This window comes from Shewanella sp. 38A_GOM-205m, assembly GCF_000518445.1.
Lineage (GTDB): Bacteria > Pseudomonadota > Gammaproteobacteria > Enterobacterales > Shewanellaceae > Shewanella > Shewanella algae.
The window spans coordinates 96295-119902 of sequence record NZ_JADP01000002.1 but is presented as its reverse complement, the minus strand read 5'-3'; the positions used below and the strand labels follow the sequence as shown (position 1 = coordinate 119902).

General features: G+C 54.5%; 17 protein-coding genes. 5 read left to right on the top strand and 12 right to left on the bottom strand.

All coding sequences use genetic code 11. From position 1 onward, the window contains the following. From recC to rmuC, 7 genes are all read right to left on the bottom strand, one after another. On the bottom strand, positions 1-3630 hold the full coding sequence (gene recC / locus N512_RS0102285; protein WP_028779277.1) for an exodeoxyribonuclease V subunit gamma: 3630 nt from the start codon (positions 3628-3630) through the stop codon (positions 1-3). Positions 3631-3681: 51 nt separating this feature from the next. Next, positions 3682-5745 (bottom strand): transglutaminase TgpA family protein, encoded by a 2064-nt coding sequence (locus N512_RS0102280; protein ID WP_051472612.1) that lies wholly within the window; start codon positions 5743-5745, stop codon positions 3682-3684. After that, positions 5742-6842 carry a DUF58 domain-containing protein gene (locus N512_RS0102275; protein WP_231473490.1) on the bottom strand — a complete coding sequence of 367 codons (1101 nt, stop codon included), beginning with the start codon at positions 6840-6842 and terminating at the stop codon, positions 5742-5744. The genes N512_RS0102280 and N512_RS0102275 overlap by 4 nt, the downstream gene beginning before the upstream one ends. Next, complete coding sequence (locus tag N512_RS0102270; protein WP_028779274.1) at positions 6730-7632, bottom strand: AAA family ATPase; 903 nt, start codon at positions 7630-7632, stop codon at positions 6730-6732. The genes N512_RS0102275 and N512_RS0102270 overlap by 113 nt, the downstream gene beginning before the upstream one ends. Before the next feature lie 13 nt (positions 7633-7645). Further along, positions 7646-8362, bottom strand: a complete 717-nt coding sequence (locus N512_RS0102265) for an EAL domain-containing protein (protein ID WP_028779273.1) — start codon at positions 8360-8362, stop codon at positions 7646-7648. Between the two features lie 170 nt (positions 8363-8532). Then, complete coding sequence (locus tag N512_RS0102260) at positions 8533-10407, bottom strand: transglycosylase SLT domain-containing protein (protein ID WP_028779272.1); 1875 nt, start codon at positions 10405-10407, stop codon at positions 8533-8535. A gap of 123 nt (positions 10408-10530) precedes the next feature. Continuing rightward, on the bottom strand, positions 10531-12027 hold the full coding sequence (rmuC, locus tag N512_RS22040) for a DNA recombination protein RmuC (protein WP_051472611.1): 1497 nt from the start codon (positions 12025-12027) through the stop codon (positions 10531-10533). A 279-nt stretch (positions 12028-12306) separates the two neighbouring features. Here rmuC and msrP point away from each other — a divergent pair, with 279 nt between their 5' ends. Then, positions 12307-13302, top strand: coding sequence for a protein-methionine-sulfoxide reductase catalytic subunit MsrP (gene msrP, locus N512_RS0102250; protein ID WP_051472627.1), 996 nt, complete (start codon positions 12307-12309; stop codon positions 13300-13302). Further along, complete coding sequence (msrQ, locus tag N512_RS0102245) at positions 13299-13913, top strand: protein-methionine-sulfoxide reductase heme-binding subunit MsrQ (RefSeq protein ID WP_037473940.1); 615 nt, start codon at positions 13299-13301, stop codon at positions 13911-13913. The genes msrP and msrQ overlap by 4 nt, the downstream gene beginning before the upstream one ends. A 31-nt stretch (positions 13914-13944) precedes the next feature. On the opposite strand, the gene N512_RS22035 is transcribed toward msrQ, so the two are convergent. The 3 genes from N512_RS22035 to N512_RS0102230 form a co-directional block, all read right to left on the bottom strand. Further along, positions 13945-15270, bottom strand: a complete 1326-nt coding sequence (locus N512_RS22035; RefSeq protein WP_051472610.1) for a GGDEF domain-containing protein — start codon at positions 15268-15270, stop codon at positions 13945-13947. Beyond that, entirely contained in the window at positions 15267-16265 is a 999-nt protein-coding gene (locus N512_RS0102235; protein ID WP_028779269.1) for an ABC transporter substrate-binding protein, read from the bottom strand. The genes N512_RS22035 and N512_RS0102235 overlap by 4 nt, the downstream gene beginning before the upstream one ends. Before the next feature lie 363 nt (positions 16266-16628). Then, positions 16629-16946, bottom strand: a complete 318-nt coding sequence (locus N512_RS0102230; protein WP_025009657.1) for a hypothetical protein — start codon at positions 16944-16946, stop codon at positions 16629-16631. A 210-nt stretch (positions 16947-17156) separates the two neighbouring features. Here N512_RS0102230 and N512_RS0102225 point away from each other — a divergent pair, with 210 nt between their 5' ends. From N512_RS0102225 to N512_RS22030, 3 genes are read left to right on the top strand one after another with little or no spacing between them, the layout of a single operon-like run. Continuing rightward, positions 17157-17651 carry a putative 4-hydroxy-4-methyl-2-oxoglutarate aldolase gene (locus N512_RS0102225; RefSeq protein WP_028779268.1) on the top strand — a complete coding sequence of 165 codons (495 nt, stop codon included), beginning with the start codon at positions 17157-17159 and terminating at the stop codon, positions 17649-17651. 40 nt (positions 17652-17691) lie between these two features. Beyond that, entirely contained in the window at positions 17692-19527 is a 1836-nt protein-coding gene (locus tag N512_RS0102220; protein WP_028779267.1) for an AsmA family protein, read from the top strand. Then, on the top strand, positions 19524-20066 hold the full coding sequence (locus N512_RS22030; RefSeq protein WP_081737064.1) for a BsuPI-related putative proteinase inhibitor: 543 nt from the start codon (positions 19524-19526) through the stop codon (positions 20064-20066). Before N512_RS0102220 ends, N512_RS22030 begins: the two co-directional genes overlap by 4 nt. 98 nt (positions 20067-20164) lie before the next feature. On the opposite strand, the gene N512_RS0102210 is transcribed toward N512_RS22030, so the two are convergent. Next, positions 20165-21715 (bottom strand): methyl-accepting chemotaxis protein, encoded by a 1551-nt coding sequence (locus N512_RS0102210; protein ID WP_051472608.1) that lies wholly within the window; start codon positions 21713-21715, stop codon positions 20165-20167. 167 nt (positions 21716-21882) lie between these two features. Next, entirely contained in the window at positions 21883-23415 is a 1533-nt protein-coding gene (locus N512_RS0102205; RefSeq protein ID WP_037474003.1) for a LysM peptidoglycan-binding domain-containing protein, read from the bottom strand. Positions 23416-23608 lie beyond the last annotated feature (193 nt).

Genomic DNA, 23608 nt, shown 5'->3' with positions numbered 1-23608 from the left:
TTATTCCTGCCCCATCTGGGTAAAATCGGCCAGGGCGGCCAGTTTGTCTTTGTGGTAAAGGCTGATAAGCGGCGCCAAAATCCCCTGGGCCAACGCCGGGAAACTCAGGCTTTGCTGGAGTCTGAGTTGCCAACCGCCTGGCAACCCCGCACTCATGTTGCTCAGCGTAAACTCATTTTCACTCAACTCATCTTCACTCAACTCATCTTCACTTAACTTAGGTTCGCAGGCTTTGCGCCCAAAATCCGTCGCCGTGCCAGCATAGGCGCTGTCATCAAGAGTTAAACCAAAGTCTTCCGGAAAGCGGAACAGGCGGGCGTTATGGGGATCCTGGCCGTCACCGAACCCGGCATCATCCAACCAGGCGCTCTCGGCCTCAGCAAGCCGCAGCTGATGTTCAGTGTCAACGCTTAAGCCATCTTCAACCTCGGCGCTGAAGTACGCCATGGAGGTTTGCGCCATAAAGGGCAGCGGCCTGTGCTGCCCCAGCTCAAACAAGGCGGCCAACTGACCCAGCAGAGCCTTGGCGGACTCGGCCTTGAGCGGCGCCATGGCGTGGAAGTGACCGGCATCCAGCAGATAGCTGTGCCTGTGAATGCCGCTGGCATTGAGGCACAGATGGCGAATATAGAGGCTCAACAGATCCTTGGGCTTGGTGGTACCCGGCCTTAAGTTGACCAGCCCCTTGGGGTAGCAGTCTTCGATACGGCCACAGAGCAGCAGCTCGCGGCCGTTGACCTCGAGCTTGAGCGCTATTTCAACGGCATCGGGCTTGGGCAATTCGGCGCGAAGAAAACGGGTACGCTCCACCGCCGGGGCGATATCGCGGCGGTATTGATCCAGCAGCAGATCGTCAAATGGCGCCATCGGCAGCAGACCTTCGGCCTTGAGCTTGTCGAGCAGGGTTTCATCCAGCTCTCCGCGCTCGTCTTCCAGCGCATCCTGCATCATCAGCAGCTGCAGCTGATAGCGTTGCAGGGCGTTGAGCTCAAAGGGCTCATCATTGTCCTGACTGTCGATATCCAGCCTCAAGTCCAGCTGCAGCACCCGCTGGCAGAAATACTGCGCCGGGTTGCGGAAAAAGCGGATCAGCGCCGAGAGTTCCAGCTCCGGCTCCTTGAGGGCGGTTTCCTCGCCCAGCTCATGCTCAATAAAAGGCGCCGGGCTTTGGGCGGCAAACATCTCCCGGGGGCACCACTGGGTTGCAAAACTGCCGGGCAGCTCGCTGTCACTGTAGAGCCGGGCGTCGAAGGGTTGCAGTGGCTGCTGAATGATGAGGCGCTGCATTAGCGCATCGGCCGCCAGATCGCCAAGGGCGGCAATTTCATCGGCATCTGTGGGCACTGAGGACGGCGTAAATTGCGCCTCGTCCGGGCGGTAACACAGCTGAATGTATTCCAGCAATTCCGATACCAGCATGGAGGGAATACGCTCACTGTTATCGCGCTCGCTGTGGCCTATGTAACTGATATAGAGCTGATCCCGGGCCGACAGCAAGGCTTCGAGAAACAGGTATCTGTCATCCAGGCGTCTAGAGCGGTCGCCGCGTCTTGGCTTTTCATGGGCGGTGAGATCGAACCCCACAGGATGTTGCACCCTGGGGTAGACGCCATCGTTCATTCCCAGCAAACACACCTGGCGGAAGGGGATGGAGCGCATCGGCATCAGGGTACAGAAGTTGACGCTGCCGGCGAGGTAACGCTGACCGACCCTGGACTCACTCAAGGTTGAGTTGAACCATTGCCAAACCACTGTCAGCGGCAATACCCCGCTAAAGCCCGACAGTCGCAGCTCTTCGGCGAATCTGTCTATGGCCTGGCGAATGTCGTTGATCTCTTCCCTGGCATCGTCTTCCTGGGCCAGATAAAAGGCATCGAGCAGGGCGTTAAGCTGCGCCACCCGCTCATCGGGTGGGGTTTGCTGCTTGAGCTCTTCCCTGAAGTCATCGAGCGCTTCAATAAAATTCAACAGCTTGCCGAGCGCCTGCGCCGACTGACCTTCAATACCGGCCAGCGGCAGATCGCCCTGATACAGCTCGGCATCATCGCCCAGGGCATAGCCCAGCAGCATGCGGCGGATCCCAAAGGCCCAGGAGTGTTTGTCAAACCCGGGCAAGCCAAGCTCTTCGCGGTTGTGACTGTCGCGGCCCCAGCGAATACCGGCGGCCTTGAGCCAGCCCTTGAGCTGCTCCAGTTCCTCTTGGGCTATGCCAAAGCGGGCGAGCACAGCGGGCACTTCGAGAATACTGATGATGTCTGTCAGGCCAAAGCGGCTCTTGTCCAGTGCCAACAGGTTGAGAAAACCGGCAATTAAAGGGGATTCTTGGGCCGCGCCGCGATCGGCTATGGCATAGGGGATGAAATGATCGCCGCTCTTGGCGGAAAACACCGCATCGATATAGGGGGCGTAGGCGGCCACATCGGGCAGCATCACCATGATGTCCTTGGCGGCAAGCGAAGGGTCGCTGCGCAGGCGATGCAGCAGATGATCGTGCAAGGTTTCCACTTCCCGCAGTGGGCTGTGACAGCTTCGCAGGGTGATGGAGTCGTCGGTGGCGGCCAAGGGCCTGCGCCGGGCGATATTCAGGTATTTGCTGACATCCGGCCCCAGGGGTTCGCCTAAGGTTTCCATCTCCAGAATGTCATTTTGAATGCCGCCGAGCAGGGTATTTGTGTTGCCGGGGTGAAACAGCTCTTCCAGTTCCAGCCGCTCGGGTGGCAGCTCCAGCACCATATCCAGCAGCTCGCGGCCGAGACGGCCATTATTGGCCAAAATGGGGTTGCCCACTTCCAGCTTGTCTTCCCAGAGCTCGGGCAACTGTTTCTTGCCCTCAAAAGCCAGTGCCATTCGCGCCCGCGCCCTGGGCTCTACGATATCACCCCAATAGTGACGACAGGGGCTGAGGCTCAGCATCACTACCTCGATGCGACTGGCGAGCGCATAGAGTACATCCAGGGTTTGCGGTGCCATCGAGGAGATCCCGAACACGAACAATCTGGGCGGCAGGCCTTCCAAGGCATGATTGCTGCCGTCTGTCAGCGTTTCTATCAGCGCCTGGTGCAGATTGGCCCTGTGGTAATGGCTCTGCTGCAGCTCCTGATTGTTGTAACGCACCAACTCGCGCCAAAGCTCGGGTTGCCAGGCGTGCTGCGGCGCTATCTCCAGCGGGGATTCATTTTGCTCCCAGCCGAGGATCCATTCCGGACGGTATACCAGATATTGATCGAAAATATCGGCGATACGGCCGCTGAGTTGAAACAGTTTGAGCTCGACATCGTCGCCCAGATAATGTCTGAGCGGTGCAAAATTGTCTCTATCCAGGAGGGAGGGCAACAGTGCCATCAGTTTCCAGGTCATCGCCGCCTTGGTAAAGGGGTTTTCCTTGGGCACATCATCGAGCAGCAGATAACAGAGCTGCCAGATAAAGCTGGAAGGCAGCGGAAACTCCTGCGCCGCCGCCACGCCGTTGTGGCGCGCCAGCTCCAGGCGGAGCCAGGTGGACATGCCGGGGCTTTGCACCAGAATTTGCTCGCAGCTAAGCGGCGACATGCCGGGCACGCCATCGCGAAGCCGGTCTGCCAGGGTGGCCGACAGCAATTCCATCTTGTTGGACTGGATAAGAGTAAACATAGGCAGCAAGGTTACCTGGCTTTGGGCCGTTTATTGCTTTGGTGCTCTATTCTAGGTGCTTGATTTATCGGGTTGCAAATCTTGTTTCAGCAGTTTGAACCACAAAGCGCGGGACTGGCGGATAAAGCGGCGTTTATATATCGCCGACTCCTTGGAAGCGTCTTGATACTTGAGTTGAATATAGAGTGAGGTCCAGCTTTCTATCTCCTCTGTCAGCGCCGGCCAGCGCGCGGCAAGCGCCGCGGCGTAATCCACTGGCCCCAGGGAAGCCTGCCTTGGCAGCCCGAGTCTGGCAGCCTGACGGCATACCTTGAGATAGTGACGGTTGATGCTGTCCGGGCCTCTTTTAAGCCGCAGCAGGCCGGTGGTGAACATAATGACGATAAAGGTGAGGGCCATCACCCCGAGGACCAAGGCTGCCAGGCGGCCGATACTCACTTCCCCCAGCAGTTTGGAGAGCACTTCTTGCTGGCGTGCGTTGTCAAAACCCAGTACCCAGACGCTCCAGTAGTAATCTAGGCTGGCGAGCCTGAGTCTCAGGCTGTTGTACCAGTCGCTGGCCCGCACCCCGGCAAACGGCAGTTCGGAAAGATAGCTTTCTTCCGGGCTGAACAGGGAGTCGAAACCCTGCTCAATTCGTTCGGGCGCTATCATGGCGGTGGGGTCGTAACGTACCCAGCCTTTACCTTCGAGATAGACCTCACTCCAGGCGTGGGCCATATATTGATACACGCTGAGATAACCGGCCTGCGGGTTGTATTCGCCGCCCTGATAACCGGTGACAATGCGGGCGGGCAAGCCGGTGGCTCTGGCCATGAAGGTGAATGCCGAGGCGTAGTGAACGCAGAACCCGGCGCGATTTTCAAACAAAAAGTCGTCCAGTTGCTGCGGCCCCACCGGCGGGGGCGTCAGGGTGTAGAAAAAGGGCTGACTGTTGAAATACTGCATCATGGCCGTCAAGCGCTGTTCGGCTTGCGGATAACGGCGGGCAAAATCGGCGGCAAGTTTGCGGCTGCGGGGGTTGATTCCATCGGGGAGGCTCAGATTGAGCTGCCGCAGCGGCGCTCTCAAGCGGTTATCCAGGGGTGCATCAGGATAGCTCATCACCCGGTATTGCAACCTTTGTTCTACCGGCCTCACGGCATAGAGGCGAAAGTCCGGCAGATTCACCAGGCGTGGATCCATGCTGTAGGCGAGATCCAAGCCGAACAGCCAATGCTGGCCGCTCGGCTCGGCTATGATGCTGTAATCGATAAAAGGCCCTTTTGGGGCGCCGGGTTCGGGGCGGCGATTCATTATAAAGCTGTCTTGCTGCAGCGCCTTTATTCCCCGCGACTGTTGCCAGCGTTTGCCGTCATATTCCTCCAATACCAGTGCGCGCCAATACCTGTCTTCCGGAGCCGGTATCTGGCCCTTGAAACTGGCGCGAAATGCCAGCTCGTTGGATTTGGTCAGGCGTGAGATATCACCAAAGCTCAGCTCATCGGACAGACCTGTGGTACTGCTTTTCATCTGCGGTACCATCCAAAGCGGACTGAAACGCGGCAGCACTACAAAAAGCAGCAGTGCCAGCGGCAGACTCTGTGCCAGCAGCACCAGGGTTAGCTTGATCTGGCGATTGAACGAGGCCTGTTCGTGGTAGAGGCTTGCCAACACACAGGTGTTGAGCGCCGCCACCAGCGAGAGTTGCAGGGTGTCGAGCATCTGCTGATGGTCGATAAAGGTGAGGGCGATAAGAAAGTAGCCCACCAGTACCACGGCTTTGACATCGCGGCGACTGCGCATTTCGATATATTTGAGGGAATAGCCGAGGATCAACAAGTTGACCAGGGCATTGAGCAGGCCAAGTTCGCGACTCACCAGCGCCAACGTCAGCGCCGCAGCAATGGCCAGCACAGTCACCAGCACTCTGGGGGGCCTGGCGACCTTGCCAAGATAGATCCCCAAGCGCCAGACAAAACAGATGGCGCAGATCCCCAGGGTTCCCAAGGTGATTTTGCCTGCAAGCGGCGCCAGCACTGCCAGGTTGGTGATCAGCAGCCAAAGCAAGGTGCGGCGGGTGATGATCTCCTCCGAGGTTTCCTTGAGCGTTGCTTTCAAGCGCGCGGTTTTCATCGGCCGGTACCTTCAGCCTTGGCCGGATAGAGCGCCAGGGCTTTGAGGCATTCCTGACGCTGAGGTTCGCCTTGAGAAGGCGCTATGGTCCTGCCCGCTAACTTAAGCCCCCAGGTTTGGCCTGAATGGGCCAGTTGATTGACCTGATAACTCAGCTCACCCAGGCGCTTTTCCAACTCATCGCCGGTTAACTTGCTATCAAGCTCCAGCCACAAGGGCGCCCCCTGAGGCTCGGCAAACTCCTTGCTGAGCATGCCTCGGCCCTGAGCCCACTGTTTCCAGGCCACCTGTTTGAGCGATTCACCCGGAACATAGCTCTTAAGACCGGCGTATTCATCGACGCCGCTGAGCCACTCGCCACTGTCTTGGGATTCGGGGACGTGTTCACTGCGCCCCAGTTTAGGTGTGCTGACCACAGGCGCTGGAAACACCCATTGACTGGTGTCGAGATCCAGATGAGACCAGGCGCGACAGAGCCCCAGAGGATAGCAGGACTCCACCTTGAGTCTACCTGGATGCCAAAGGCCTCTGGGCCTTGGCTGCATGGGCACCAAAGCCGTCTGCTCCTGGTTATCGACACAGGAGACAAAGACTTGCCGCTCTCCCGGGTAGCTGAAACCGAGCCGAAACAGGCTTCTGTCGGCGCTGACGGTCACAGGGAAGGAGAGGCTGTCGCCGGCGTAGGCTTGGGGAGGCTTACGGGCACTGAGTCTCAGTCCCGCTAAGTTGCGGTAACTGTGAATGATGCAGGTGTGAAACACGCTGGCCAATACTATGGCCAGGCCGATCACCAGGTTGTTTTGATAGTTGGTGCCGAACAGAAACAGCAGCAGTACCAGCGCCAGCCAGATAACGCCGAAGCCGCTGGGAAGAATAAAGATGCTTCTGTGGCTCAAACGTTGCTCTTTGGCGGCGGGAATACGCCGTGACAACCAGCGGTTGAGCCGGGCAGAGAAGAGGGAGGTCACAGAGGCCATCTCGCCGTCACCGAATGGGGTTAATGGTGCCGAGTAACTTGGCCGATAACTGCTCGCCCTGAAGTTGGCTCGAATGCCGCAGGCGGTGCTCGGCAACGGCGCCAAACACAGCTTGCACATCTTCGGGCACCAGATATTGACGGCCCTGGATATAGGCCCAGGCCTTGGCAGCCGCCAGCAGCGCCTTGGTGGCTCTGGGGGAAAGGCCATAGCCTTCGTTTTGGCTGCGGGAAGCTTCCACCAGCGCCAGAATATAGTTAAGCAGGGCATCGGAAGCGGCCACCTGTTCGCACTCCTGCTGCAGTTGATCCAGCTCGAGCGCACTCAGACACTGGGGCAGGGGCTGGTTGCGTTCCTGTCCTTTGAGCATGGCCAACTCGGCGTCCTGGCTGGGATACCCAATGGAGAGGCGCATCATAAAGCGGTCCAGCTGGGATTCCGGCAGTGGAAAGGTGCCTGATTGGTCGGTGGGGTTTTGGGTGGCGACCACGAAAAAGGGATGCGGCAGCCTGTGGGTCACACCGTCGACAGTGATCTGTCGCTCTGCCATCGCCTCGAGTAAGGCACTCTGGGTCTTGGGGCTGGCGCGGTTGATTTCGTCGGCCAGCACCATCTGTTTGAAGATGGGGCCAGGGTGGAATACAAACTCAGATTGCTGCTTATCGAAGATGGAAACCCCGAGAATATCCGCCGGCAGCATGTCGCTGGTAAACTGAACCCGCTGATAGCTAAGGCCTAAGGTTTGCGCCAGTGCGTGGGATAAACTGGTTTTGCCCATGCCCGGCAGATCTTCAATCAGCAGGTGGCCGCGGGCCAGTAAACAGGCCAGTGCCAGCCGTATTACCCTGGGCTTGCCTATCAAAACTTGCTCGAGTTGCTGCAGTACCTGGGTTATCTGGCTCTTGGACACATTGGCTTCCTTGTTAGATGGTCACTGAAATCAGTTCCGGCTCCGTCTGGATGAACTGAGGTCTGAAATAGAAACCTTGCACTAAATCCACATCCAAAGCCAGTGCCTGAGACAGGTGCTGCTCGGTTTCAATTCCTTCGAGTATAGTTATTTTTTGGCAGGACTTGGCAAAATTAAGCAGATTTTCCAAAAGCTTAGCCATGAGTGGTGCCTTGATGGCACTCAGCCAGTGACGGTCGAGCTTGATGCAGTCGATGGCAGTCAGCAGTTGCAGCGACACCATGGCATGGGGAGCACCGACATCATCGAGCGCCACGGTAATCCCGCGGCGGTGCAGTTCCTTGAGTAGTGCCTGGGCCTTATCGGCGTCATTGACACAGGTGTTTTCTATCAGCTCTACCGTCAAGCCTCCGGTTTGCTGCTGATATTTGTCCAGCGCCTGCATCATGCATTGACAGTTGGTGCTGTCCAGCGCGTGGGGATCCAGATTCAGGTGCAGCCTTGGCGTTTTAGGCGTCTGATTGAGTTGCAACAGCTTGGCTTGCAGTTCTACCGCCGCCAGGGCGCGGCTGTCTCTGTGCAGCCAGTCGAATACCAGATTTGGCGCCAGCGCCTTTCCCTCTTGATTGTAAAAGCGGGCCAGGGCCTCATAGCCCTGAATGGTCAGGGCCCTGGGGCAAACAAGTGGCTGATATTCGCAGGCAATGTGCCGCGGAGGAGAAAGATCCATGCAGTCATCAACGGAGTTAGCTAAATGAATGCTAATTATTCCCATTATAGCCGTGGGATAACAAGCCCATTTACCCCACTAAAGTACCGAGCGCTGAAAAATACAGCGAGGAACAAGCGCTTTAATATCAAAGCGTTGGGAAATTGACTCAGTGCCAATTCACCGCCGCTTCAATAGCGGCGGCCAAGCTCTGTTTCACTGAATTGTGGCAGCGCCTGTTGTTGACGCAGCTCATAAATCTGCCGGTAGGTAAATACGGCCTGCACATAGGAGCGGGTTTCGCTGAAGGGGATGGTTTCGATAAAGCCCATCACATCCAGTTTGCCATCGCTCTGCTTCAACCACCGCTTTACCCTGTGAGGGCCGGCATTGTAAGCGGCAACGGCCAGCACCCGGTTGTTGTCGAACTGTTCCAGCAGCTTGGTGTAGTAGGCGCTACCGAGTGGCACATTGATGGCCGGGTCGTACAGACTGCGACTGCCGTTGAACGCCAGTTTGAACTCTTTTGCGGTTTGCTTGGCGGTGGCCGGCATCAGCTGCATCAGGCCTCTGGCGCCCACTGACGAAGTCGCATAGGGGTAGAAGGCGCTTTCGCGGCGGGAGATTGCGCGAATTTCATTGACATTGACTTTGAAGTCTTTGCCGGCCCGAGTAAAGAAAGGGTCTGCTGCATAGGGAAAGCGCATCTCCATATCATTCCATAGCCGGGCCTGAATACTGGCTTCAACCGCCAGCGCGTCCCACCCTTGCTCCTGAGCGTAGACGCCGTACTGGGCACGCATCTGCTTGTTGTGGCGGGCGAGCATTTGGCTCCATTCGATGCGGGCATCGACCAGTTTATCCAGCGCCAGCAGTTCAGATACCCGCGCCAGCGCCTTGTCATCGGCGAGTCTTGCCTGCATTTGCGCTTGGGATTGAGTCGGCACATGCGCCAGGTTAGGGGCGACACCGAGTTCGGCGGCGGCCCAGAAACCATAGAAATTACGTTCTTTGCTGAGCGCTTCGAGCATGGCATCGTCCCGGCCATTGACCCTCAGGTGCCAGTAGCGCCAGCGGGCATCGTTGCGTCCTTCGTCGCTGAGCAGCGGCAGAAAACGGCGGATATCGGCGTCATTTTGCTCTGCAATAGCCCAGCGCAGACGGCGCTCGGTCAGATCGTCGGCCTTGAGCAGCGGCAGCATGGTGTCGATATGATCTCTCAGCCCCTCGTCCTCGACGATAAGCGCTCGCCTGACCAGATAACGGTTGAGTTGTCGCCCTTGGAAATCGCTGAATCTGCTGGCCTTTTCATACTTGACGTACAGGCGAACTGCCTGACGCAGATCTTTGCGGGCCAAGCGCTTAAGCCCGGCGGACACTATATCGCTGTAGATGGGGGCATCGCCATCGAACTGATTCATGTGCCTGAGGCGATTGGGATCCTTGTATACCGCCTGCAGCAGCTTGGCCTGGCTCTGATGCTGAGTCACTTTACGCCCCAGATACTGCAGCAGACCGCTTTGGCCGGCATCAAAGGCCAGCATCATCCGCGACCAAATCAATTCCTGAGTGCGGTGCCCGGCCTTGCTCCAGGCATTGAACAGGGGATCGCACTCCTTGGGACGGGAGCGACCATAGAGCCAGAGTTGGCGAGCGCCATCCCAGGCGACCTGAGTCTCACCCTGGCCAAGCTTGGCCCGGTAAAAATAGCATTGCAGCTCTGTGGCTCGGGGAAGTTCCGGGGAAATGGCCAGAAAGTCTTGCCAGCGTTTGTCGGCACCAGCTTGCACCAGATACCTGTGGCGGGCACTGGCGTGCAAGGGTGAATGCTCAAACTTGTCCAGTGCCTTTAGCGCCTTTGAGCCAGAAAGCGCCATTATGTCATCCAGCTCGGCGTGAAAATCCAGATAGATATTGAGTGGGTAATCCTTGAGTTGGGCCCTGAGCTTGCGATACTCCTCAAGTTGGCCTTTATCCAGCGCTTCTCTGGCCTTTAGGTAGCTTTGGCGTTGTTGCTCCAAAGCGGCAGGTGCCTTGGCCGCATGGCCTATCCCGGGAAACAGCATCCAGGGAGTGGATACTGTCAATGCACTCAAGGCAACGCTGCCGGCGAGGGCGATTCGGGTCAAGGCTCTGCGCATCTAAAACTCCTTGTTGATGGCCTGGTTCACTTGAGAGCGGGGTTGAGCTCAGGAAGCCAGTTCGCTGTCCGGCTCTGCATCCTCTATGGCATCAACCTCCTGCTCTGTAGACAAGGAAGTCTCTGTCATCGCTTTTTCAAGCAACTGTTTATCCAGTTGTTTACTGGTTTCAACGCCCAACTGTTGCATCTGGTGAGCCTGGCGGACAAGGTTACCCCTGCCGGTAGCCAGCTTATTCATGGCGCCGTTGAAACACTTCTCTGCATTGTCCAGCGCGCGCCCGAGTTTGTCCATATCTTCCAGATAGCCACAGAGTTTATCGTAAATTTTGCCGGCTTGCCTGGCGATCCTTTGTGCATGTTGGTTCTGATACTCGTAGCGCCAGATGTTATTGATGGTGCGCAGTGCCACCAAAAGATTGGTTGGGCTGACGAGCATGATGTTGTTTTCGAGCGCAAAATTAACCAACTGCGGCTCTTGTTCCAGTGCCAGCAGGAAGGCGGGTTCCACCGGAATAAACATCAGCACATAATCCAGGCTCTTGATGCCGTGCAGTTGCTGGTAGTCCTTTTGACTCAGGCCTTTGATATGACCGCGGATAGAGTTGATATGTTCACGCAGCGCCAGGGAGCGCTCTTCATCGGTGTCGGCATTGTAGTAGCGCTCATAGGCTAGCAGTGACATCTTGGCATCTATCACTACATCCTTGTTGGCCGGCAGGTGGACGATGACATCGGGTTTAAAGCGCTTGCCGGCATCATTTTTCAGATCCTGCTGCACGTCATACTCGTGCCCTTGTCTGAGGCCACTTTCCTGCAGCACCCGCTCCAGGATCACTTCCCCCCAGTTGCCTTGCTGTTTGTTGTCGCCCTTGAGCGCCTTGGTGAGGTTGACCGCATCCTGGCTCATGCGCAGGTTGAGCTGCTTGAGATCTTCCAGCTGGTGTTTCAGTGAGGAACGTTCACTCTGTTCCTGTGAGTAGGATTCATGAACTTGTCTTCTGAATCCTTCGAGTTGTTGTTTCAGCGGCCCAAGAACACCATCCAGCTGCGATAGATTCTGGGATTTTAGCCTTTCGCTTCTGTCTTCAAAAATTTTGTTGGCCAGGTTTTCAAATTGCTCTTTCAGGCGGGTTTCACTGCGCTCAAGCAGTTCAATCTTATCGTTGAGCGCCTGTTGCTCGGCGTCGAAGCGAGCGCTGATTGTCTGCTGCATGGCATTGGATTTTGACAGGTTTAACTGAGTTTCCAACTGCTTGCGCTGAGCATCCTTAAGTTGCTGTTCAAGGTCGGGCACCCGCTCGGCAATGGCCTCTGCCTTGCCGAGCTGGGACACTAGCCATTCGGCTTTTTCCTGGCAGTTGCTGAGTTGTTCGTTAAGTTCGCTGCATCTTTGTTCATGTTGCAGCACTAACTGGTCTTTGATCTGTTGCCAGCGGCCGCGGGTCATGCGCTGATTAAAGAGGGCGCCAAGCAAGATACCCAGCAGTAATACTGCTGCGGCGGCAATGAGTTGAGGCGCGGAAATTGTGGTGGCCAAGTCCATATCATGTCCCTTGAGTGCAAAAAGAGGAGCGGAAAACCCGGATAGAGTCGCAGAATGAGTCAGGGCCTTCAAGGGCCAGGGCATGCAGACTCAGGATAAATGGCCAAGAGTTGCCCATTTTGTACCCCTTGTCAGCCAAGGTTCAGCCAATGAAGCAGCAGGAATTATTCCAGCAGGAAATTTTTCTTTGCCTGCCTGGGTCTTATAAACTGAATTGACTGCAGCTATTGAGAGGTCTCTGTGAGCAATAAAAAATTTAAACCGGGTATCGGCAGGCAAATGCCCTGGGAGTTGCCAGCAACTGAAGTCACGCCGGAAGCCGTGTTTCGCGATCGGCGCAACATAGTCAAGGCGTTGGGGCTCGGCGCCATAGGTGCCAGTATTCCCGGCCATGTTCAGGCAGGCCTGTTTGACCTTTTTGGTGAAAAGCGCGAGAGCGAGGCATTTGTGACCTCAAATCTCAACTATCGCAGCAACCCGAACTTTCAATTACCGGGAAGCCTGACACCCCTTGACAAGGTGATCCGCCATAACAACTTTTACGAGTTTGGCACAGGTAAACAAGATCCCTTCGAAACTAGTCAGGGCCTCAAGGTCAATCCCTGGATGCTGAAAGTGGAAGGCAAGGTCGAGCGCCCTTTGACACTGGACTATGACGATCTGCTCAAGTTGCTTCCCCTTGAGGAGCGCCACTATCGTTTGCGCTGTGTCGAGGCCTGGTCCATGGTGATCCCCTGGGTCGGCTTTCCGCTGGCGGCTTTGCTGGCCAAGGCCGGAGTCAAATCCTCTGCAACTCATGTGGCCTTTGAAACCCTGTTTGATCCCGAGCAGATGCCTGGGCAAAGCAATCGCTTGATGGGCGGTGGCATTCATTATCCCTATGTGGAGGGATTAAGACTCGATGAGGCGATGAACGAGTTAAGCTTCCTGTCGGTGGGCCTCTATGGCAAGACACTGCCGCCGCAAAATGGGGCTCCCGTGCGTTTAGTGGTGCCCTGGAAATACGGTTTCAAGAGCATTAAATCTATCGTGAAAATTAGGCTTTTGGACAAACAGCCACCGACCAGTTGGAATCAACTGGCACCCCATGAATATGGTTTTTATGCCAACGTGAACCCCAAGGTGGATCACCCGCGTTGGTCACAGGCGACAGAGCGGCGGATTGCCGAAGGTGGGATCTTCTCTGCCAAACGGATCCCGACCCAGATGTTCAACGGTTATGGCGAGCAAGTAGCCCATCTTTACCGGGATCTGGATTTAAGGAAATATTATTGATGCGCTTAGACCCCAAGCTACTGCCTTGGTTAAAGGCGTTGCTGCATTTGGCGGCCGGCTTGCCACTGCTTTATTTGGCTCTGCAAGTGGTGACAGATAGCGCCGGTGGCGATCCTGTGCAGTATATTATCCATTTCACCGGCAAAGGGGCACTCAACGCCTTGGTGGCCACCTTGTTGGTATCGCCAGTTGCCAGAAAATTCAAATTGGGGTTGTTGATGCAGACTCGGCGTTTGCTCGGACTCTGGGTATTTGCCTGGGCCTGTTTACATATTCTCAGCTATTTCAGCCTGGATCTGCTGTTTGCCTGGGAGCTGCTATTCAGTGAAATTATCAAGCGCCCCTATATTCTGGTGGGGGCTAGCGCCTGGTTGTTGCTTGCAGCGCTGGCGCTGACCTCGTTCAAGGCATTGCAGTGCCGGATGGGGCGACGTTGGCAGCAACTGCATTACAGTATTTATGCCATTGCCCTGTTGGTACCCGTGCATTATTACTGGTCGGTGAAGTCTGAAATCATTGAGCCCAGCCTTTACCTTGCTGCCATGTTGCTGTTGTTGGCGATAAGACTGCCGAGGTTCAGCTGGTTTAGGCGCCTCTGGCCGGCAGTTTGAAGTTCAGGCGTGTGTGGCCGGGCAAGCATAGTCAGGCATCGGCACTGGGTGAGGCAAAGCTGTAGCGCTTCTTTAGTGCCAGTTCCATGGAAGCCTGAGGTTGTGCCTGCTTGGCCTGATACATGGCACTGTCGGCAGCGCCGATGAGTTCGGCCAGGGTGTCGCCATGCTCGGGATAGAGACTGATGCCGGTGCTCAGGCCGACTTGCAGTTGTTGCCCTTGCCAGGGGATATCGGCACCCAAGGCATGAATCTTTTCCAACACGGCACAGACTTCTTCGCGGCTATTTATCGGCTCCAGCCAGATGATAAATTCATCGCCGCCGATACGGGCCACCAAATCCGAGCGTCTTAAGGTCTCTCGCAGCCTTTTGGCGATTTCCACCAGCACTGTGTCACCGGCGCTGTGGCCAAAGTTGTCGTTAATGGGTTTGAATTTATCCAGATCGATAAACAGCAGCGCCGCTTTAAGCTGTTGACGTTGGCAACGTACTATGGCGTTTTCCAGCTCGGTGGTGGCGGCACCGCGATTGAGTGCACCGGTGAGATCGTCATGGTCCGCCAAATATCTTAACCTATCCTGTTGCTGCTGCAACTGACGGGTTTGCGCCTCCACTTCCAGCTGTAACTGCTCCTTTCGGGCTGTAGTTTCCATCAATGCCTGTTTCATATTGTTGAATTCATTGGCCAGCTCCGAGAGTTCATCCTGTTGTTCCAACCTGATACGGCTGTGAAGATCGCCTTTGGCCAGATCGCGAATGCCGCGTTTCAAACTGCCCAAGTGGCGCCGAAAACGCCTCAGAGTATGCAGGGTAAAGCCTGTCACCAACAGGGCAATGGCCAGCAGCAGGGCGCCGTTGAGATAGAGATGACTGAGCTGCAGCATACGGGCTCTGTCCATGGTGTAATGTTGAAAGCGAAACAGATCTTCGCTCATGGATTGAATGCTCATATTGTATCTGGACAGCAACATGCTGCTGACCAACTGATCATCTGCTATCAGCGACAGCTTGGGCAGGGAATGCTCCAGCAGGGTACCGATGTTGTTGCTCTGGCGTTTTAAATTGGCCAATAGCTGCTGTTGCTGCTCATCATCGACCTGAGTGTTACTCAAGAGGGCGTTGAGGCGCAGCAGATCCCGCTGGGTATTTTCAACTGCCCGGGTATCCCGGTATTGCTGCAGCAGCCACAAGTTGGAGCGCAGCAGATCCAGATGCAGTTGCAGCTCCACCAGTTTGTGCATCTGCTGGAATGTCTGCTGGGAAAAATGGCGCTGTTGCAGCAGTGACAGCGCCAGTACCAGCGTCAGGGTGATGCAGAGAATGACCAGAATATTGAGGCGGCTGGATAGCTTCATTGCTGCTCCACCAAAGACATGTGTTGTATCTGATCCAATGCTGTGGGATCTATGACGCTTCTGAAATCCGGTAGCTGTCGGGCTTCAATGGTGCCGCTGGCCATGGCCCAGCGGGCTTGCGACTGCAGATTACTGAGCAGGCTGTTACCCAGCGACAGACGGAACAGGTAGTCGGGCCAGAGGGCGGCAACCTCCTCTGTTGGCAGGTGCAGATACTCGGCAACCAGTTGACGGGCTTCCTGCGGGTGCAGAACAATAAATTCACTGGCGAGTTTCAACGCCTTGAGGATCCGCACATGATGTTCGTAGTACGCTTGGTTGTCGGCCTTACGACTGATGAGATTGAAAGAAAGGCTATATAACCCCCGGCTGGGGAACTCGCTTATCTTGCCCGGTTGATGCTTGAGCAGCTGAAATCCGTAGGGCTCCCAAACTGAAATCGCATCCACATCGCCAGCTAACAGCGCCGGTGCCAAGCCAGACGGGCGGATATCCACCCTAACTGGCGCCAAGGCTGGGTGTCCGGCAATATTCAGTATGGTATCGAGAAAGTACTCGCTGGCACTGCCGGCAACGACTCCAACGCGTTTGCCATCCAGTTGCGCCGGGGTAGTGATACCGCTCTGGCTCAGGGTTAACAGCTTAATGTCGTTATCCGATTCGGCAAAGCTGGCCAGCACGGTAAAGTCGGTTCGCTCAAAGCTGTTGAACATCACCACTGACTCTGAGCTGGTGGCCAGATCCGCTCTGTGATAGAGCAGGGCCTCGAAACAAAGATCGCCACCTTGAAGTGGTTGCAGCACCACATAGACGCCTTCGCGGGCAAAGAGTTCGAGCTTATCGGCAATGATAACAGGGGCTGAAAGCAGCGAGGTGGACACGGCGATACGAACCGGGGTCTGATTGAGTAAAACAGGGGAGGTTGGTTGCCTGGGCCCGCTGAGCCAGATAAACAAGAGTAGCAGCAGAGCCAAAGGCACTAGCATCTTTCCCATAGTGGTTGCTGCCCTCCATTCGTCACAGCTTTGAGCCCTTATCTTTTCAAACTGGGCCGTTTGTACTTTCCTTAAGTGTAGTGCAAACAAGAGGGTGCGCTATAAAGCCTCATAATTTCCATGGGATTATTTGGAATAATCCGGACGAATAATAGGTTGGGGATTTGAGCGGATACTTATTGCTTTTTGTTAGGCACTAGAAACTTTCAATAACGGAATGAAATTTAAAAGATGGAATAAACAGTTGTTGGACAGAAAGGGTTTATATCATTGTTATAAAAAGAGAGGCGCAGATATTGTCTGCACCTCTCTGGTATATCGAACTATATTGCGATCGATACTGAACTCACTTCCCTATAGGACTTACTTACCGCCTTGATTGGCCATATAGACCAATACTTCATCGTAGGACATATTGAGTTCGCGGGATAAATTGATGACCTTGGTCTTGAAGGTTTGTACTTGCTCTTGTTTATGCAAGTCGTTCTGCGTTTCTTCGACCAATTCATTGACCGCTTCCTGCAGAAGCTTCAAACGCCTGAGGCTATAGTCCAAAGACTTCAAGTAACGGGTCATCTGTTGTTTGTTTCTGGCTTGCTCAAGATCCGTTGAGTGTTTTTTTTCATATCCATATGCATCGAGCGCCGCAATAGCACTCTGCAAATCGAGATCTTTTGTCATGTATGTTCACTTAAAACGAAGTTTTGCCCGAAAGAGTGGACAGGATAAAGGGATCGTAAAGCTGTCACTTGTAGTAGTTTATAGTATATTTCCGAACTTACTCAAGCATTTCACTGCACAGCGTAGGAGATGCCTGTTCTGCTATCATGAAACTTGTGGTGGCAGGATAAGGGCGTTAACCTAGAAAGCAGTATTTGCACGGAGGCCTATATGCTGGATTTGTTACCGGATCTCTTTGATCATTATGAAAATGATCTCATGTTGCTGCCATCTGTTTTTCACCAGTTTGGTGGCAAGTCTATTTTTTGGGGCGAAGTCGTAACCGTCAGGTGTTTCGAGGATAATTCCATGGTGAAACAGCTGTTGGCTACCGATGGCACGGGTAAAGTGCTGTTGGTGGACGGTGGTGCCTCTACATCCAAGGCCCTGATGGGCGATCTTATTGCCCAAAGCGCAGTTGACCATGGTTGGCAGGGAGTCGTGATTTATGGCGCCGTGCGCGATGTTGCCACCTTGGCGACCATGCAGCTTGGGGTAAAGGCCCTGGCGGCGGTACCTATCAAAACCGAGCGTAAGGGGGCTGGAGAAATCAACTGTGCGCTTTCCATTGGTGATGTGCAGATAACTCCCGGCATGACGCTCTATGCCGATGATAATGGCATCGCCGTCAGCCAAAATCCCTTGAATATGGCCTTTATCAGTTGAACAAGCGCCTTCGTCCTTATTGTTGAACAAGGAAACTATTATGAAAGTGGTTAAGTGGATACTGGGTATTTTCGCGGTATTGTTTCTCGGTCTGGTTCTGTATTTGACCTTGTTATTTGATCCCAACGACTTTAAACCCCAAATAGTCGATGCGGTAAAAAAACAGACAGGGCGTGAATTGGTCATCAGTCAGGATCTCAACTGGACTTTTTTCCCGACTCTGGGAATTGAATTGGGCGGTATCAGCCTGAGTAACCCGGATGGTTTTGATGAGAAACAGATGTTGGCAGTCAATCAGGTTGTCGCTGAAGTTGCTCTGATGCCGCTGTTTCGTAAAGAAGTGGAAATTGCCCAGTTAAACCTCGATGGCTTGAAACTGGATCTCATAACCCAGAAAGACGGCCGCACCAGTCTGGATGGGCTCAGCGGCGATGCCGGTACGGCCAAAGAGCAACCCAAGAATACAGAAGGCAACGCTCAGGGGCTGGCCAGTCTCAATATCGGTGGCATCAATATCACCAATACCCAAATTCATCTGCTCGACAAGCGAAGTGGCAGTGACCAAACCTTTGTACTTGAGTCCCTGACCTTGGGCGAGTTTTCGCTGGGTAAATTTGCCCCTCTGGCTTATAAGTTCAGCGGCAGCATGCCGGACATGAAAATTGCCAGCGAGGGTAAAGGGCAATTGAAGATCTCACTGGACATGAAGCAGTTGGAGATCACCGGCTTTGCCATTGAAAATCGCGTTGAAGGCAAGAGTATGCCCGGCGGCAAGTTGAGCGCCGATCTGAATGCCGATGTGAAATTGGATCTCAACCGTCAAAACGCCGAGCTGGTATTGAGCAGTCTCAAGGTGGCCGATATTGAAGGCAAAGGGGATCTCAAAGTGGCTTTCGGCGGCAAGGTACCGGATGTGAAAGCCAAGTTGGCCCTGGGGGAAATTGACCTCGACAAGTTACTGCCTGCCGGTGAGGAAGATAAAGCCGCAGTCAAAACCACTGAGTCGGCAACGGCCGCCAAGGCCGGCAGTGAACCGGACTTGAGTGCGATGAAGCAGGTCAATTTCGCCATGGATCTTACTGTTAAGGCCATTAAGGTTGCCGGCTTGACCACTGAAAACTGGAAAATGGATCTGGCTCTGAACAATGGCGTGCTGGATATGAAGCAGCTCAGCGCTGACTTGTATCAGGGCAAACTGATGACCAAGGCACAGCTTGACGGTCGCAATAAGGTCGCCAGCTACAATTTTGATACTCAGCTCAGTGGCGTCAAAATTCAACCTTTGCTCAAGGATGCGGCCGATTTGGAAATTCTTGCCGGTGCCACCGCTTTTAATGTCAAAGGTAAAGGCAAGAGCTTAATTCCGGATAACATCAAGCAGAACCTGGACGCCAACGGCAAGTTTGAAATCAGTGACGGTGCCCTTTACGGCGTGAATATCCCTCATATGATCCGCAGCGCCCAGGCCAAGCTAAAAGGTGATTTGTCGGCTCAGGAAGAGGGCGAACGCAAGACAGACTTCTCCAGCCTGACCGGCAGTTTCAGTCTGAAAAATGGTGTGGCCAATAACCCGGATCTGGCGATGGCCTCACCACTCATTCGCCTGGCGGGTGCCGGCAGTGCCAACCTTATCAGTGAGCAGTTGGACTATAAGCTGAAAACCTCAGTGGTAGGCAGCCTCAAGGGCCAAGGCGGTGAAGGCAAGAATGATCTGGCCGGTGTTGAAATTCCGCTGATGATTTCCGGTTCATTCCAGGAACCCAAGTTTGCACTCGATACCCAGGCGCTGTTTGATTCCAAACTCAAGGAAGAAACCGAGAAGGTGAAAGATAAGCTTAAAGACAGCATCTTCAAGAAACTCGGAGGAGGTAAATGATGCGCGCCGTTTTGCCTTTACTGGCGGTCTTGGCACTCGCAGGTTGCAGCGGCTCCAATGCTGCAACTACTGAGCCTGTGCCTCAAAAGACCCCGACTGGGATGGAGGAACTCAGAATGCCGACACTGCACTTTGGTACCATCAAAAAAGCACCGACAACTGCCTTGCTTGAGGGTAAACTGACGTTTGCAGAAGTAGTCAATAAGCAGCCGCTGCAGGCGATGCTGGAGATCCGTAACCCGAGCGAGCATGTGGTTGGGATCCGTTTTAACTCAGGGATGACGGCGGATCTCTGGTTGGTGGATGATAAGGAACAGCGAGTCTGGGCCTGGTCGGATGAAATGATGTTTACCCAGGCTATCAGAGATACCAGTATCAAGCCGGGACAGACGCTGAAAGTGATGTTCAAGGTACCGGCCAAGACACTTGAGCGAATTGGCCCTGAGGGATACAGCTTCCAGGCCCGCTTTGAAGGCAAACCTCTGGAGTCCAAGTTGGCGGCTATGGCCATGCTGGAAGTGCCGGTGGCAAGGCGTTAAGGCGCTTATCTAGGTTGGAATAAAAAAGTCAGGTTAAGCCTGACTTTTTTATTGGGATACTCAGTCTTTGACCAAGCTGTAACGGGCGGTAAAGCGCGTTAAAACTGGGCTATCAGTTCCTTTTGCCGCTCACTTTGGCGGGTCAACTCTTCGCCGTGATGGCTTGCGGCTTCACTGTTGCTGGTCAGGCTGCCAACCCCTTGTTGCAACTGCTCTGAGTGGCGGTGCAACTGCTCAACCACACAGGCTTGCTGCTCGGTGGCAACGGCGATTTGCTGGCTATGTGCGGCAATTCGGCCTAGGGCTCTGGTGGCTTCATCCAACCGCTGCGCCAACTTTTGCTCCAGTTGCAGACTTTCTTTGGTCAGTTGCTGGCTGCGCTCCATCTCGGTCACTGTCTGCCGACTTTGCAGACTGAGCTCGGCAATAATTTGATGTATTTCACCGGCGGATTCACCGGAGCGCATTGCCAGGTTACGTACCTCATCGGCCACCACGGCAAATCCGCGGCCGGCTTCACCGGCCCGGGCCGCTTCGATTGCAGCATTGAGTGCCAGCAGGTTGGTCTGATCCGATAGTTGCTCTATCACTTCCAGCACGGTGTTAATGCTGCTGCAGCGTTTATCCAGCGCCAGCAGTTGAGCCTCCACCTTGGTAAGCAGAGCGGTGATTTCACTGTTGGCTGCGCGGCTGGCGGCCAGGGCTTCGAGTGTTTGCCGGTTACTTTGCTCAAGCTCAGTGACCTCGTTGGCGGTGTTGGCGGAAGTTTCGGCAATCTCTGTCACAGCACCTTTGAGTTCGTTGATGGCATCACCTTGCTGTTTCAGTGCGCCGGTTTGCTGTGCCAGTTCACGGTAGTTGGCATCGACGGCGGCCTGATGGGCACTCAAACTGTTATCGAGGATCTCACCGCTGTCTTTTATCCGCCCTGTGATGGCGAATATCTCGGCCTGCTGCATTCTCAGACTCAATTCCAGCTCGGCGAGTTCATCTGTGCTGTTGCAGTAAATAGCCTGCATCAGTGGATTATTCTGTACTCCGCGGCTGAGTTGACTGACATTATTTAACCTCTGTTTGAGTCTGAAAAGGCTCCAGCCCATTAAAGTTGCCGCGGTGCAGACAGGCACAAATTGCCAGAGACCGCTTAGCCAGGGCAGTGGCATCAAGGATAGCAGTGATGCACCCCAGCATAGCGCCAGTTTGGTTGTCAGGTCGAGTTTAACGCGTGGCAGTACTGATTTTCCCTGACTGATGGCCCGGTAGCAGGCCTCGGCTCTGGCAATCAGTTCTGGTGTTGCCTTGGTTCGCACTGATTGATATTCAACTATTTTGCCTTTTCGGCGGATTGGGGTGACGTAGGCGTTGACCCAATAGTGACCACCATCCTTGCGGCGGTTTTTTACCAAACCCATCCAGCTGTTGCCACTCTTGATCTGTTGCCAGAGATCGGCAAAGGCCGCCTTGGGCATATGAGGATGGCGCACTATGTTATGCCCATGGCCCAACAACTCTTCATGGGAAAAGCCACAAAGTTCGACAAATTCCTGATTGATGTGGGTGATACGCCCTTTGAGATCTGTGGTTGATAGAATACGGGCACCTTCAGGCACCGGCGTCTCGATGCCGGTAATGGACAAATCTCTGCTCATTTTTGTTTTTATTTAGGGTGGATTAATTCAGCGGATGATTATCGACAAAGATGAGCGTCAAATTTGTGACAGCGAACAAATGGTTAACAATTGTACCGAAGCGGCTTGTGAAAGTTAGAGCAGGATCAAAAGCGGCATCAAAGATGCCGCTTGGGTAGGAGTTTTTATCAGGTCTTGACTCGGGTCACATCCACGAACAGGGTCAACATCTGTCCGGGTTGCAGGTATTTACTGGCCTTGAGCTGGTTCCATTCCAGCAGATCATCCACAGTGACATTGAACTTGCTGGCTATTCGTGCCAGCGAATCCCCGGAGCGAACCTTGTATTTCACTGTGCGCATTACGGCGTTGGCATTCTGGGATTTGCCAGAGGCTTTAGTCCAGATGGTCAGCTGTTTCCCGGGACGCAGCGGCGTCTTGGCCGAGATACCGTTCCATTTCACCAGCTCGTTGACACTGACACCATTATCCTTGGCTATCTGCCACAGGGAGTCACCGGACTTGACCTGGTAGCTGTGTTTGCTCTTGCCGGACTTATTCTGACCCAGACGCTGCTCTTTGGAGAGCGGGTAGGCCGATGCATCCTTGAGGGCGACCGGGATCAACAGGTGCTTGCCGGCGACAATATTGTTGCCACTGATGCCGTTGACAGAACGGATTACATCGATACTGGTATGATGTTTCTTGGCTATCACTCCAAGGGAGTCACCCTTGCGGATCTTGTATCTGAGCCAGTTGAGGCGCTCGCTGGGTTCAGTGCTGGCCAGGGCGATTTCAAACTCTTTGGCCTTGTCCAACGGCAGTACCAATTTGTGTGGCCCTTCCGGCGCTGTGGCCCAGCGATTAAAACCCGGGTTGAACTGTTGCAGTTCATTGACTTCCATACCGGCCAGGCGCGCCGCCAGAGCCAGATCTATCTGGCTGCCGACATCGACAACTTCCAACTTCTGCTCGTTGGCAATTGGTGTCAGGTTAATGCCGTATTTGTCGGCGTTTTTGATCACATCGGCCAGTGCCAGCAGTTGCGGCACATAACGCTCGGTTTCCTTGGGCAGTGACAGGGACCAGAAATCGGTAGCTTGCCCTTTTTGACGGTTACGCTTGACCGCGTTCAACACCCGACCTTCGCCTGTGTTATACGCGGCAATGGCATAGAGCCAGTTCTTGCCCGTCTTGTCGTAGAGGTATTCCATCATATTCAGCGCAGCGGCTGTGGCAGCAGGTACGTCGCGGCGTCCGTCATACCACCAGTTGATATCCAGGCCAAAATGCAGCGCCATGGGCGCCGTAAACTGCCACAGCCCGGAGGCTGCACCATGGGAGTAGGCAAAGGGGTCGAAGGCACTTTCCACTATCGGCAGTAGCGCCAGTTCCATCGGCAATTTACGCTCTTCTATCTGCTCGACAATCAAATACATAAAAGGGGCAGCCCGCTCGGAGATCTGCTCCAGGTGTCTTGGATTATTGATGTACCACTGGCGGTACTGGCGCACCAGCTTCTCATCGGGAACCGGCATATTGAGTTGGCTGCGGATCCGTTGCCATACATCTGTGACAGCGACTTCGGGCTCACTGATGACTTGTGGAGCCTGACTGATGACCGGAGCCGGAGTGGCCTTGACGGGCGCTTCGGCAGTGGACTCCGGCGCCTGAGACAGCAGCTGACAGCCGCCAAGCAGGGAAAGGCTCCCCGCCAACATAAAAAATCTGATTTGCTTCAAAAACAGCAATCCTCGAATGATGGCCTGAACAGACAGGCAAACGCACATCAAACGGAAACCCGGGATAGGCCTGGTCCCTTGGCCCGGGATAGTACCTTGGGTGGTACTTTTACCCTGGTTTGGTTTCCGTGGTGAAAAAGAAGTGCCGTTACTGAAAGCCAAGTATTGTTAT